Origin of the sequence: Acinetobacter minutum (assembly GCF_035916735.1) — a bacterium.
GTDB lineage: Bacteria > Pseudomonadota > Gammaproteobacteria > Pseudomonadales > Moraxellaceae > Acinetobacter.
Genome location: NZ_JAQIHG010000010.1, coordinates 1 through 13,887, shown reverse-complemented (window position 1 = coordinate 13,887; position 13,887 = coordinate 1). Strand labels below are relative to the sequence as shown.

The following is a 13,887-nucleotide window of genomic DNA, read 5'->3' as shown; positions in this document are numbered from 1 at the left end:
GCGCCATTATGGTTCGTTTATAGCATTATTATGGTGCGTAAATTTTCATCAGATGCACAATAAGAAAGCCAGGAATTAAGCTTAACTTATGAATTTATTTTTAAATAACATTTTGATTAATATTGTTTTATTAAAATATTTACAAAAAAGTGTTGTAGATCAAGGTTAAAAGATATTTAATATTTTGCGCCAAAATTTATCATTATTTGAAAATTTGACCAATTTTGAATCACCTTCTGCTGAGGATTAAGCGTTGAAATATAACAGCCTTAACGACTTCTTAAACTACGTGAAAGCACGTGATCCGCATCAACCAGAGTTTTTACAAGCTGTGGAAGAGGTTATGACCAGTTTGTGGCCGTTCATTGAAAAGAACCCACAATATGCTGCACATGGTTTACTTGAACGTTTGGTTGAACCAGAACGCGTGATCCAGTTCCGCGTATCTTGGGTTGATGACCAAGGTCAAACCCAGGTGAACCGTGCTTTCCGTGTGCAGTTCAACTCAGCAATTGGTCCATTCAAAGGCGGCATGCGTTTTCACCCATCCGTTAACCTGTCTATTTTGAAATTCCTGGGTTTTGAGCAAACCTTCAAGAATGCTTTGACTACTTTGCCGATGGGCGGTGGTAAAGGTGGTTCAGACTTCGATCCTAAAGGTAAATCTGAAGGCGAAATCATGCGTTTCTGCCAAGCCTTGATGATCGAATTGTATCGTCATCTGGGTTCAAATACAGATATCCCTGCGGGTGATATTGGTGTGGGTGGTCGTGAAGTCGGTTACATGGCTGGCATGATGAAGAAACTCAGCAATGACACTTCATGTGTATTCACCGGTAAAGGCATTTCATTTGGTGGTTCTTTGGCACGTCCTGAAGCGACAGGTTTTGGTACGGTGTACTTTGCTGAAGAAATGCTAAAAACTCGTAACGAAAGCTTCAAAGATAAAATTGTTGCGATTTCCGGTTCTGGTAACGTTGCTCAATACGCAGCTGAAAAAGCCATGTTCTTGGGTGCGAAAGTGGTTTCACTTTCTGATTCGAATGGTACAGTTTACATCAAAAACGGTTTAACCACTGAACTTCTTGCTGAAGTGATGGAGTTGAAAAACGTTAAACGTGGCCGTATTTCTGAATTTGCTTCTAAGCACGGTTTTGAATACCTCGAAGGTCAACGTCCATGGGGTATCAAATGTGATATCGCGTTACCATGTGCGACACAAAATGAGCTGGATGGCGAAGATGCTGATAAATTGTTGGCGAATGGCGTGATCTGTGTGGCTGAAGGTGCCAATATGCCATCAACCCTTGAAGCGGTTGAGAAGTTTATTGCTGCGAAAATTCTCTATGCACCAGGTAAAGCATCTAACGCGGGTGGTGTTGCGACTTCTGGCTTAGAAATGTCACAGAATGCGATTCGTTTGGGCTGGAGTTTTGCTGAAGTTGATGAACGTCTGCATGCGATCATGAAAGACATTCACTGCCACTGCGTAAAATACGGTACACAAGAAGACGGTACAGTGAACTATGTAGACGGCGCTAACATTGCAGGCTTCGTGAAAGTGGCTGATGCGATGCTCGCTCAAGGCGTTTATTAATTCATACCGCGTACAAGCTATAAAAAAACCGATGCACATGCATCGGTTTTTTTATGGCTGAATGATGATTACCAATCCGAACAGAGGGTATCGAGTGAAACTAAACTCCTCGTGTTTTAATCAAATCGATAAATATCCATTCCCAAGGCACCCATGGTAAAACTGCTATGCACCAGGCTAAAGCGTGGTCCAGTACCCATTGCAAAAAACAGTGGTGCAAAATGTTCAAGGGTCGGATGGTTGCGTTGTAGATAAGGCAGGCTTGGCCAGTCCAATACCGCCTCAAAATCACTATGGCTGAGTTTACGAACCACTTCATTGCGGAACGTTGAGGCCCAATGTGGCACATCGCTGTGTTGACCTTGCCAGGAGAGTTCTGCCAGATTATGGGTAATGCTACCTGAACCGATTAGCAGGATTTGCTGTTCTCGCAGGGGAGCCAAGGTTTGCCCAATCCGGTAAATTTCCTGTGCACTCATCGACATGGGCAGGGAAATTTCCAGAACCGGAATATCAGCTTCAGGATACATATGTAATAACGGCATCCACACCCCATGATCGCGTGGACGGGTGCTATGTGCATGTGCATTAAAACCGGCTTCGGCTAAACGTTGTAGAATTTCTTCTGCCAGTACCGGATGCCCCGGAGCGGGATAGCGTAACTGATAGAGTTCAGCAGGAAAGCCGCGAAAGTCATGCCATGTTTCCGGACGAGTCGCCGTGCTGACTTCGAGGGCCTCACTTTCCCAGTGCGCCGACATGACAATAATGGCGTGTGGTTTAGGAAGATTCAGACTGAGCCGTTGTAGTGCAGGGCCCACTTGTTCCGGATGAATAGCCAACATTGGTGAGCCATGTGAAACAAAAAGGCCAGGTAAAGTTTGCATATTCATGGGAGAAACCTTGCAATGAAAGCGATATTGCCATGATGCCAAACATTCGCTAGGGCTGAAAAGCACGATTGCTTCAACATATTGTTGCAATACTGCAACGCTGTACAGCGAGGGTCAGGCACGGTGATACGGATGATTATGGTTAATACTCATGGCACGATACAGCTGCTCGATCAGCATGACACGCACCAATGGATGGGGCAGGGTCAATTTGGATAGTGACCAGTGCCAAGCTGCTGCTTGACGGACTTGATCGGAGAGACCATCAGGGCCACCAATCGCGAGGGCAATATCATTGCCTTCCAGCATCCAGTTCTTCATGGTTTCGGCCAATTTTTCGGTACTGAGTTCACGGCCACCCACTTCCAGTGCAATCAGGGTTTCATTGGGTTTTAGTGCATTTAAAATACTTTCACCTTCTGACTGGCAATATTTCAGAATATCCGCTTCAGAATCATTTTTTCCGCGTTTAGCCATGGGAAGCTCAATGACCTGGGTTTGCACAAAAGGCTGAATACGTTTGAAATAATCTTCAAACCCGGTCAGTACCCAGGCAGGCATTTTTTGGCCAATGGTCAGAATCCGAATTTTCATAATTACTGGTCGCCGTGAATTTTCAGCATTATAACGAGCATTGCAGATAGATCGCTACGGGAGGGGAATTTGATGATTTAAAAAACATCATTAACATCAATGAGGGAATACATAAGATAAAAAAACGCAGTCCTTCAAGGGGGAATCCGGACTGCGAAAAAGACCATCTGTCTGGAGATACAGATGGCCATACGATTCGGCAATCAAATCATGATGAAACCAATCGCATATAAAAATAAAATGAGGTGTGTGTCGCATTTTTCAAGTTGTCTTTACAAAAAAAGAGAGCCGGAGCTCTCTTTTTTTGATTGCACACTTCAATTAATGACGTGCCACTTTAGACTCTTCTACCGGTTTGACAATCGGTGTTTTTGCCAACGGTTTTGGTGCGCTGATTAAAGCCAGCGGCAAGATTTCATCAATGCTGCGTACGGCTTTAATTTCCAGCCCCTCTTTTACATTCTCTGGGATTTCTGCCAGGTCACGCACGTTTTCCTGAGGGATAAACACCAGTTTAATACCACCGCGATGGGCTGCCAGAAGTTTCTCTTTTAAACCGCCGATGCGCATTGCACGACCACGCAAGCTGGTTTCACCGGTCATGGCGATGTCTGGACGTACCGGAATTCCAGTAAATGCAGAGACCAGAGCAGTCGTCAGTGCCAAACCTGCTGATGGACCATCTTTGGGTGTTGCACCTTCCGGTAAATGCACATGCACATCCGTTTCGGCAAACACGGAAGATTCAATGCCCAGACTGTCTGCGCGTGTACGCACGACGGTCATTGCGGCCTTGATCGATTCCTGCATCACATCACCGAGTGAACCGGTGGTGATGAAAGAGCCTTTCCCTTTCATGGTTGCCACTTCAATAGTGAGCAGTTCACCACCGACTGACGTCCACGCCAAACCATTAACGCGACCGACTTCAGCTTCTTCTTCCACCATGCCGTAATCGAACTTTTGCGGGCCCAAATAATCTGGCAATGTTGCTTCAGTGACTTCAACATGCAGGTTTTTCGCTTTCGAGCTAACTGCTTCTTTCACGACCTTGCGGGCAATTTTAGAAACTTCACGCTCCAAATTACGCACACCGGCTTCACGGGTATAACGACGTACGATGTCACGGATTGCTTCTTCATGCACGCTGAGTTCTTTACTGCGCAAGCCATTGTCTTTGATGGCTTTTGGCACTAAATAACGCTCGGCAATGTTCACTTTTTCATCTTCGGTATAACCTGGCAGACGAATCACTTCCATACGGTCCAACAATGCTTCAGGAATATTCATGCTGTTTGCGGTACAGATGAACATCACTTCAGACAGGTCAAGATCAAGGTCAAGATAGTGATCGTTGAACTTGTTGTTTTGTGATGGATCAAGTACTTCAAGCAATGCAGAAGCCGGATCGCCTCGGTAATCTTGCGCCATCTTGTCGATTTCATCGAGCAAGAACAATGGGTTTTTCACACCGACTTTAGTCAATGACTGCACGATTTTACCTGGCATCGCACCAATATAGGTACGACGGTGACCACGGATTTCCGCTTCGTCACGCACACCACCGAGGGCCATACGTACAAACTCACGGCCTGTGGCTTTCGCAATCGATGCACCTAAAGAAGTTTTACCTACCCCTGGAGGACCAACCAAGCACAGAATTGGACCACGAAGTTTTTTCACACGTGACTGTACCGCGAGGTATTCAACAATACGCTCTTTGACTTCGTCCAGACCGTAGTGATCAGCATCAAGAATTTCCTGCGCTTTATTCAGGTTGATGCTGACTTTGCTGGCCTTGTTCCATGGAGTATCCAGAATGACTTCCAGATAGTTACGCACCACGGCTGCTTCACTCGATGCCGGCTGCATGGCTTTCAGCTTGCGGAATTCTGCCTCGGCTTTTTTGCGGACATGCTCCGGCAGATCGGCTTCTGCCAGACGGCGTTCAATTTCAGCGACGTCATCTTCTGCACCGCCATTCATATCAGACAGTTCACGCTGAATGACCTTCATCTTTTCATTGAGGAAGTATTCGCGTTGGTTTTTCTCCATCTGACGTTTTACGCTTTCATGCAGACTTTGCTCGATTTGTTGCTCTTCTGACTGCTGCAACAAATAAGTCATCAATTCTTGCAAGTGTGCTTCGAATTCGTCATGTTCCAGAAACTTCTGTTTGATATCAATATTTAATGGGACACGAGTAGCAACAAAAAACAGCAGTTGCAAAAGATCATCAATTTTATTTGCCGCAGCGACCAGTTCACGCGCATTACGTAATTTAGCTTCTGCATATTGTGCAAAGAGAACTTTCAGCTCTTGCAGACGTGTGCCGCGAGTGGCTTCATCAAGATGCATACTCATCGGGCTTAAGCTGTGCTCTGCCGTCAGGTGCGTATCAGCATCGATAATCTTGTCGAGTTTAGATCGATACAAGCCTTCGATAAGAACCTTAATACAGTTTTCATCATTTTCGTGATTCACAACTTGCACAATCTTCGCGACAGTACCGTATTGATAAAGATTGTCGTGATCAATTTCTTCTGTAAGCGAATCTTTTTGTGCAACTACAAATACTAAATTGTCACTGTTACGAGCCACATCAACTGCATTGATCGATTTTTCACGACCTACGAATAGCGCAATTTGCATATGTGGATAAACCACCACATCGCGTAACGCTAAAAGTGGTAATACACTTGGAACCTGAGGCTCTAAGGTTTGTTCATTCATAATAAGTTCAGACATGGGCACTCCTAATGAGTGACAACGGTGTTGCCATGTTTTTTATAGTGATGGGTATTTTAGAAATTACAAGGGTGAGTTTTAATAAATTGTTCAAAAATTGCTTACATGATGAAGAGTTTTATAACAATACGATTTATAAGGTTTTCTTTTTAGCGTTTAAAACGGTAACAGTTTTTTGGTGTCAATAACGCATCGACTGGCTGATCCCATACTTCGCGCGGTAAAGGGAACACGATGCGCTGAAATTCATGGGCGAGACCTAGACGAAAGGGTTGTCGAGGTGCACGGGACAGGGTTCGATCATAATAGCCGCCACCCATGCCAATACGGGTTCCTTGCATATCACACGCGAGTAATGGCATGAGTAGCATATCGAGTGTTTTGACCTGATGTCCACGAGTTGCCATCGGTTCACGCATCCCAAGGGGGTGATGGGAAAAGCGTCGGTTTTGATACTGATTCGCATTGATTCGGACCCAGACCAGATGCTGGTTCATGCTACAGATCATCGGTAAATAGACGTTTTTTTTCTGCTGAAAACAGGAGCGGATAATACGCTGGGTCGCGATCTCTCCGAAGGCATCAAGGTATACGCCAACGTTTTTAGCCTGATGAAATTCAGGTAAACGAATCAACTGTTGCCAAACCCGTTGTTCAGCCTGACGTTGCTGGAAACGGTTCACCTTTCTGCGTTGGCGGCGCAGAGTTTGACGGAGTTGCTGCAGTGAAACGCGCATGAATCTTAAATCCTGAATAAAAGGTGACCCTCATATATCCACCTCATGATAAACACGCACAAAGCGGTTTAAGACGAGTACAGACTAGAGTGGCTTATGTTTAAGCTGTTTTAAAATCGGGCAGCTACTTTCCTGAGTATTTTTACATTCGGCAATCCAGCTGGACAGACGTTTTTTTAAGGCCTGTAATTCTTCGATACGTTGATCAATTTTGGCCAGACGCTGTTCGATGACCTGACGCACCTGTGTACGGTCATCCAGTTCGAGCTGCAATAATTCCTGAATTTCATTTAACTGTAAGCCGGCATCTTTGGCTTTTTGAATAAAACTTAGGGTTTCGATGTCTTTATCATTGTAATAGCGGTAACTCTGCGTGGTTTCTGGCACCCGCATCAAACCGATACGCTGATAGTAACGGATGGTTTCCACATTTATCTGACAATGCTTTGCCAGTTTTCCAATCGTGAGCATTGACCACCTCACAAAAAAGACTTGACTCTGTACCCGAGTACGGACTTTATCTTAGCATAAACGTCATTGCAAAGGAGGAACTTCTGATGACACAACAACAAAAACCGGTCTGTTGTTCCGCAGCAAAAAATTCTGAACAAGTAATCCAGCGAGATCCCGTATGTGGGATGTCCGTTCAAGAGGACACAGCGTATTTCGTCGATTATCAAAATCAACGCTATTTATTTTGTAGCGCGAGCTGTCAACAGAAGTTTAGTCAGAGTCCGCAGCAGTATTTACAGTCTGGCGATTCCGATTCAGCGACAGCAACCAGTTGCTGTGCGTCATCAACTAAACCGAGTGTAGTGGACTCAGGTTGTGTGCGGACATCTTTAAATGCAAGTACTCCAACAGGCTGTGGTTGTGGAAGTAAATCTAAAGAAGTGTTTACGGCCATTGACCCTGTCTGTGGCATGCAGGTTAGTGACCCTGCAAAACCACAGACCGAATACCAAGGACAGACCTACTATTTTTGCAATCCAAAATGTCTGGATAAGTTTCTGGCGACTCCAGAGCAGTATGTAAAAACGACGGCAAAAAAATCTACCTGTTGTGGCGGATCAGAGAAACAGCCAACAGTGGCTGCTCGTACCTGTTGTAGCCCCCAATCTGTGCAGCAGGAAACTGTTAAAAAGTCATCTTGTTGTGGTGGGAGCCAGGATCAAGCCACAATGGCGGCTGAAATTGACCCGGTGTGTGGGATGCAGGTTGATCCCGGCACTGATTTAAAAACCAAATATCAGGGTAAAACCTACTATTTTTGTAATCCAAAATGTCTGGATAAATTTTTGGTGACTCCCGAGCAGTATGTGAAAACGACGGCAAAAAAATCCTCCTGCTGTGGCGAGTCTGACAAGCAGCCAACAGTTGCTGCTAGCACCTGTTGTAGTCCTCAATCTGTGCAGCAGCAAACTGTTAAAAAGTCATCTTGCTGTAGTGGGAGTCATGATCAAGCCACAACGACGGCTGAAATTGACCCGGTATGTGGGATGCAAGTTGATCCTAACACCGATTTAAAAACCGATTATCAGGGTAAAATCTACCATTTCTGTAATCCCTCTTGTCTGGATAAGTTTCAGCAGGATCCGGAGTTTTATCTGATTCCAGCAGATCAGCGACCTGTGCCTGAAGGTGCAGAAGACCTTTTGTATACTTGCCCAATGGATCCAGAAATTGTGCAGAAAGGTCCTGGGATTTGTCCGATTTGCGGTATGGCACTTGAGCCGATGCAACCTACTTTAGATGAAGGTCCAAACCCGGAACTTGTAGATTTCAGCCGACGTTTCTGGTGGACCTTACCTTTGAGTTTGATCGTGCTGGTGCTGGCGATGGGATCGCATCTGTATCCACTGATTCCACAGCATATGCAGCCTTGGATCGAACTGGTATTGAGCCTGCCGGTCGTTCTTTGGGCGGGATATCCGATTTTCCAGCGTTCTTGGATTTCTTATAAAACCGGTCATCTCAATATGTGGAGCCTGATCGGGGTAGGGGTATTGGCTGCTTTTCTCTATAGTCTGGTGGCAACCATTTTCCCAAGCCTGATTCCGGATGCGGCTAAAACTGGCCATGGTGTCGCAGTGTATTACGAGGCGGCTTGTACCATTGTGTCTTTGAGTTTGCTTGGGCAGGTCATGGAGCTGAAAGCACGAGCTCAGACCGCTGATTCGCTACGTGCCTTATTGCGCTTGCAGCCTGCCAAAGCCAAGCGTGTAGAGAATGGCCAGGTAGTTGATGTGCAGATTAGCCAAATTAAACAGGGCGACATTTTGCAGATTTCTTCGGGTGAGCAGGTACCACTTGATGGTATTGTTGTTGAAGGAAAAACCTACATTGATGAAGCCATGATGACGGGTGAACCGGTGCCAGTCAAAAAAGAAAAGGATGACCGGGTCATTGGAGGCACGGTCAACCAGCAAGGCAGTATCCGGATTAAAACCTCAGCGGTTGGGAATCAGACGGTCTTAGCGAAAATGATTCAAACTGTGGCAGAGGCTCAGCGTTCAAAAGCTCCTTTACAACGTCTGGCGGACGTGGTGGCAAAATATTTTGTCATTGTGGTGTTACTGATTAGTGCTATTACCTTTGCCGCCTGGATGCTGATCGGGCAGGTTGGCTTTGATTTGGCCTTAATGTGCGCCGTGGCAGTTCTGATTATTGCCTGTCCATGTGCTTTGGGATTGGCTACGCCAATGTCCGTGATGGCAACAACAGGACGTGCTGCACAAAAAGGGGTGCTGTTCAAGGATGCTGAAGCGATTGAAGCACTTAGTAAAGTCAATACACTGATCATTGATAAAACCGGTACTTTAACTGAAGGGAAACCGAGTGTGAAAGAGGTTGTTGCACTCAGTACATCCGCATCCCAACAGCAAATGCAGCAATGGATTGCATCGATTGAGCAGTATTCCACTCATCCGATTGCACAAAGCTTGACGAAACTCGCGGATCCTTCAGCTTTAATTGCGGTGAATGATTTTGAAGAAGTCACAGGCTTTGGGGTAAAAGGTACTTTACAGGGACAATTGCTCTATGTAGGCAGCCAGAAATTACTGGAACTGTTGCAATTGTCTTTAACACCTGACCTGCAACGACAACTGGATCAGTCCCGTGCTCAAGGCGATGTGGTCAGTTTTCTGGCCAGTGAACAGGAAGTGCTGGCGTATATTATTGTCTATGATGCGATTAAGCAGAATGCACAGCAAGTGATCCAGCAGTTACGCGCTGACCATATCGAAGTGATCATGGCGACGGGAGATCATCAGCAGAATGCACAATGGGTGGCTGCGGAGCTTGGAATCCAGTATGTCTATGGCAATCTGGATCCCACACAGAAACTAGATATTGTGAAAAAATATCAGCAACAAGGCCGTATTGTGGCAATGGCGGGTGATGGAATTAATGATGCACCTGCACTGGCACAGGCGAATGTTGGGATTGCCATGGGCAACGGCACGGATATTGCCAAACAGACCGCGCAGGTGACATTGGTCAAAGGGGATATTCGTGGTGTAGCGGATGCCTTGCATATGGCTAAACTCGGTGTGCGCAATATGAAACAGAATCTGGCATTTTCCTTTGTATATAATGGCTTGGGTGTTCCGATTGCTGCTGGGTTATTTTATCCCATCACCGGACTGTTGTTGACGCCGATGTTGGCAGCGTTGGCCATGTCGCTCAGCTCGCTCTCGGTCGTTATGAACGCCCTACGTTTACAAAAAGTAAAGTAACTTTCGAATCTAGCTGGAAAGAAGACTATCCCTAGAGTTTTGGCTCTGGGGATTTTTATTTGCAGACCATCGACCGTATTGTTGAATTGTTTTTTATTCTTGAATGTAGATTTGAGGGTAAAACTGCTCAGCTTTCCATCAATTTTTGGATTTCTTTCTCGAATAGCCTTCTAAACTGAGGTGGTCAAAAGACTGTAAAAAAGAGACATCAGGCTGATTCAAATTGAGCTTTACGATCCAATTTGAGCTGCTGAGGCATCGTTTGGGTTTCAGCGGGAGGCAGTTTTTTCGGGTGAATCATTCAAGTAAATGATGATCTTTCCAGAATTATAAAACCGTTCCTTGTGCCATATGACAGTACTTTGATGAAAGGTCTAATCGAGGGATGCGCTCACGCTGAGCCAAAATCATCAAGGAAAGTCCTGGCAGCATTCAATGGTTAATTGTATTGAAATGCAATGATAGCCTTCCTCAAGTGAGAATTGTATAACCTTTAGATAGTTTTTTGCGATATGAATCTACCGTTTTCTGCATGGAATACGAAAAAATGTAAGGTGATTGATGCTGTTTATAGCTAAATCTCGCAAGAAATTTTTATGAATTATTCATCCATTTAGGAGATCTTCTCCAGGAAAGTTAGAGTCTCATCAAGTAAGAAAGAATGTAAAAAATAAGAATAAATCGGGTTTACCTTATTGATTTTATAGAAATATTTATTGTTTGATTTTTCACATATAACAACGCATGAATATTAAAGAAAAAATTTAAAAAGAATTTACTTAAATGAAATTATGAGCTTAGGAAAAGAGTAAATAAGCTATTGAAAATAAATAAATTATATTGAGATATTCTTGCTCTGAAAGTGAAATTATTATTTGAATTTTATTTTTATATTGAAGGGTAGAATTGATTTTATATTGTTGTTTATTTTTATTTTGCATGGTTTTTTATTTTTAATATTGATTTAAATTTACATGTTAAAACCATAGGGTTTTTAAGGTTTTATTGATTTATGATTTTGTTGAATTTTAAAGTTTATTGGATTTGTTTTTATTAAATATATTTAATATTTTTATTATTTATTTTTAATTTAATTTTAAATGTATTTTTGTGGTTTTTAATTTTCTAATTTTTTCTTTGGTTTTGGAGTTTTTATTTAATTTTAATTTTCTGGTTGGTTTTTTTATTTTCAAAAGATGCTATTGCTTGATTTGTAAATATAATAAATTTTGTAAAACAATAATTTATAGATAAATTTAATATTTTTTTTGATTTAAAATTAATTTATTTTTAATTTTTTGTAGTAGTTAAATTGAAAATAAATATTTCGGTGTTTTATATTATTGGTTATGGGATTTGTTTTGTAAAAAATAAGCCAAAGCCCCTAATTTCCTTGTTTTTGGTGTTTTTGTTTTTGTGAACTTTTGTTTTTGTGGGTTTTGGTTTTTGATTATGGGGTTTGTGTTTTAGGTTTATTATTTATTCGAAAGGTGTTAAATAGTATTTATTATATTTCTGGTTGGGGAGTACTTGATCAGTAATGTGGGTTAAAAATAAAACATGATGATAAAGAAATAAACCTGAAAGTGCCCAGTTGAACTACCGGGCTTTTTAAGAAAAATAAGAGGGTTGGATTTATATGAATATTAAAAAAACAGCTTTGATTGCCGCGGTTGTCTTAAGTGCAATTGGCTGCACATCAACTCCGAAAAAACTGCCGTTAGAACGGTGGACAACCTTTAAACCCGTGACTGCAATTGATGCAGATACAAGTAAGCTTCCTGTGGATCGTGCTTTGGTGGTGTTTATTCGTGAACCTGGACAAATTTCAGGGCCTGCTGTGAATGTTTTTATTGATGGTGAATATCTTACTTCTTTACAGGATGGGGGATATAAAATCACGTCAGTCTGCGCAGCATATGGCAACATCGTGGCAAATTTTACTGATCCCAAAGCAGATTATTACAACATTCGCCGTCAAAAAAATGTCCAGACATTCAAGCCGGGTTCGGTCAATTTTATCAAGTTTATTCCAGGTACAAATGGACAAATCCAGTTACAGCATCTTGATGAGCAGACCACCAGAGACTTGATGCCAAAGTATCTTGAACAAATAAACACCATTTCACGTGTCGACCAGAAAAAAGTTTGTCCTCAGGTCGTCAAACAGCGTGTACCGGTTCCGTATAAAAAATATACCTTACAAACCAATGCATTATTTGCATTTGGAAAATCAGGAATCAACGACATTTTGCAAAAAGGTCGAGAAGAGGTGTATGCGGTTGCGCAAGATATTGCGAAAGACGGTGACCATATCATGCATGTGATGGTTGTAGGACATACTGATCCAGAAGGCACTAACGAGTATAACGAGCAGCTTTCTATCCATCGTGCTGAAACTGTACGTAGTCTATTGATGAGCAGTGGTATTCAGAATAAAACCATCAACATCGAAGGCCGTGGTGAGACTGAACCGCTGATTTCAGATTGTCGTGCACGCTTTCCTAAAAATAAAGTCGCGCGTGATAAATGCAACCTGCCAAATCGACGAGTTGAAGTTATCTCGTATGGTGTTAAACCCGAATAGATTTTTAATAAATACAAATAATTAAAAGAATTTGAATCATTTGAATGATTGATTCATCACGAAGAGGATGAAGCACTATGTCTACACAAACAGTTACCGTCAAAATCCATGACGCTAAAAAAGTTATTTCAACCTTTCAAGTTACCAAGACTCATGATCAGCCAGTCATTATTCAGGCAAAAGCGAATCTCAATTATGAGCTGGTTGATGATATGACTCAGTTCGCGCCTGAGAACATTAAAATTCAACGCGTAGGCCAAGATCTACATATTGCTTTTGAAGATGCGGATGGTCTTCCAAATGATCCAGACCTGATCATCACGAACTATTACCAGGCGAATGGAGGGTCTAGCAATCTTTTGATTGGTTTAAGTGAGAATGGCAGTTATTACGCGTATGTGCCTGAAAGTGGGTTGCAAGAAGGTGCAGTCAGCATGCTCGCTGACCAAATTACTTCTGCACAGGCACTAGGTGGTGAAGCCTTGGTACCAGCAGCTTTTGCTTTTAATCCATGGTGGTTACTCGGTTTAAGTCCATTGGCAGCAGTCGGTGGCGGTGGAGGTGGAGGTGGCGGTGGAGGAGATACAACAGCACCGACAGTAACCTCAATTGTGATGAGCGATACACAGCTAAAAAGTGGTGAGACTTCTATTGTAACGATTACCTTTAGTGAAGCTGTGACCGGATTTGACAATACGGATGTAACGGTTGAGAACGGCACACTAAGCACTTTAACCAGTAATGATGGTGGTATCACCTGGACTGGGATATTTACACCAACTGCAGATATTGAAGATACAACCAATATTATTACTGTGGCGAATACCTATACTGATGCTGCGGGGAATGGTGGAACGGGTGCTATTAGTGAAAATTATGAAATAGATACCAAGCCACCTACAGCTATCCTAACGATTGATCCAATCACTGACGACAACATTGTCAATGCCAGCGAAGCAGGTGGCATGGTCACCGTTACCGGTAGTGTGAG

At 43.1% G+C, this 13,887-nt stretch carries 9 protein-coding genes; 4 read left to right on the top strand and 5 right to left on the bottom strand.

Features of this window, described 5'->3' with window-relative positions; translation table 11 throughout:
• The first annotated feature begins 253 nt into the window (after nt 1-253).
• Nucleotides 254-1,597 (top strand): NADP-specific glutamate dehydrogenase, encoded by a 1,344-nt coding sequence (gdhA, locus tag PAE54_RS05880; RefSeq protein WP_273778739.1) that lies wholly within the window; start codon nt 254-256, stop codon nt 1,595-1,597.
• Between the two features lie 116 nt (nt 1,598-1,713).
• On the opposite strand, the gene PAE54_RS05875 is transcribed toward gdhA, so the two are convergent.
• The 5 genes from PAE54_RS05875 to PAE54_RS05855 form a co-directional block, all read right to left on the bottom strand.
• On the bottom strand, nt 1,714-2,490 hold the full coding sequence (locus tag PAE54_RS05875) for a dioxygenase family protein (protein WP_326518784.1): 777 nt from the start codon (nt 2,488-2,490) through the stop codon (nt 1,714-1,716).
• Between the two features lie 114 nt (nt 2,491-2,604).
• A complete protein-coding gene (gene rlmH, locus PAE54_RS05870; RefSeq protein WP_326518783.1) occupies nt 2,605-3,084 on the bottom strand; it encodes a 23S rRNA (pseudouridine(1915)-N(3))-methyltransferase RlmH in 480 nt (159 codons plus the stop codon).
• A gap of 321 nt (nt 3,085-3,405) precedes the next feature.
• Complete coding sequence (gene lon, locus PAE54_RS05865; protein ID WP_273778742.1) at nt 3,406-5,832, bottom strand: endopeptidase La; 2,427 nt, start codon at nt 5,830-5,832, stop codon at nt 3,406-3,408.
• A 149-nt stretch (nt 5,833-5,981) separates the two neighbouring features.
• Nucleotides 5,982-6,569: a 5-formyltetrahydrofolate cyclo-ligase gene (locus tag PAE54_RS05860; protein ID WP_326518782.1), complete on the bottom strand. Its 588-nt coding sequence runs from the start codon at nt 6,567-6,569 to the stop codon at nt 5,982-5,984.
• An 84-nt stretch (nt 6,570-6,653) separates the two neighbouring features.
• Complete coding sequence (locus tag PAE54_RS05855; RefSeq protein WP_326518781.1) at nt 6,654-7,040, bottom strand: MerR family transcriptional regulator; 387 nt, start codon at nt 7,038-7,040, stop codon at nt 6,654-6,656.
• Nucleotides 7,041-7,126: 86 nt separating this feature from the next.
• Between PAE54_RS05855 and PAE54_RS05850 the strand changes: the two genes are divergently transcribed.
• From PAE54_RS05850 to PAE54_RS05840, 3 genes are all read left to right on the top strand, one after another.
• Nucleotides 7,127-10,309: a heavy metal translocating P-type ATPase gene (locus PAE54_RS05850; RefSeq protein ID WP_326518780.1), complete on the top strand. Its 3,183-nt coding sequence runs from the start codon at nt 7,127-7,129 to the stop codon at nt 10,307-10,309.
• Nucleotides 10,310-11,948: 1,639 nt separating this feature from the next.
• On the top strand, nt 11,949-12,896 hold the full coding sequence (locus tag PAE54_RS05845) for an OmpA family protein (RefSeq protein ID WP_326518779.1): 948 nt from the start codon (nt 11,949-11,951) through the stop codon (nt 12,894-12,896).
• A gap of 77 nt (nt 12,897-12,973) precedes the next feature.
• Nucleotides 12,974-13,887: Ig-like domain-containing protein (locus tag PAE54_RS05840; protein WP_326518778.1), on the top strand; the 914-nt coding region annotated here is incomplete at its 3' end.

What these genes read in the sequence shown, in the direction of transcription:
- PAE54_RS05875 (WP_326518784.1), bottom strand. Translation starts at nt 2,490, where the DNA reads ATGAATATGCAAACTTTACCTGGCCTTTTTGTTTCACATGGCTCACCA.
- rlmH (WP_326518783.1), bottom strand. Translation starts at nt 3,084, where the DNA reads ATGAAAATTCGGATTCTGACCATTGGCCAAAAAATGCCTGCCTGGGTA.
- lon (WP_273778742.1), bottom strand. Translation starts at nt 5,832, where the DNA reads ATGTCTGAACTTATTATGAATGAACAAACCTTAGAGCCTCAGGTTCCA.
- PAE54_RS05860 (WP_326518782.1), bottom strand. Translation starts at nt 6,569, where the DNA reads ATGCGCGTTTCACTGCAGCAACTCCGTCAAACTCTGCGCCGCCAACGC.
- PAE54_RS05855 (WP_326518781.1), bottom strand. Translation starts at nt 7,040, where the DNA reads ATGCTCACGATTGGAAAACTGGCAAAGCATTGTCAGATAAATGTGGAA.
- PAE54_RS05850 (WP_326518780.1), top strand. Translation starts at nt 7,127, where the DNA reads ATGACACAACAACAAAAACCGGTCTGTTGTTCCGCAGCAAAAAATTCT.
- PAE54_RS05845 (WP_326518779.1), top strand. Translation starts at nt 11,949, where the DNA reads ATGAATATTAAAAAAACAGCTTTGATTGCCGCGGTTGTCTTAAGTGCA.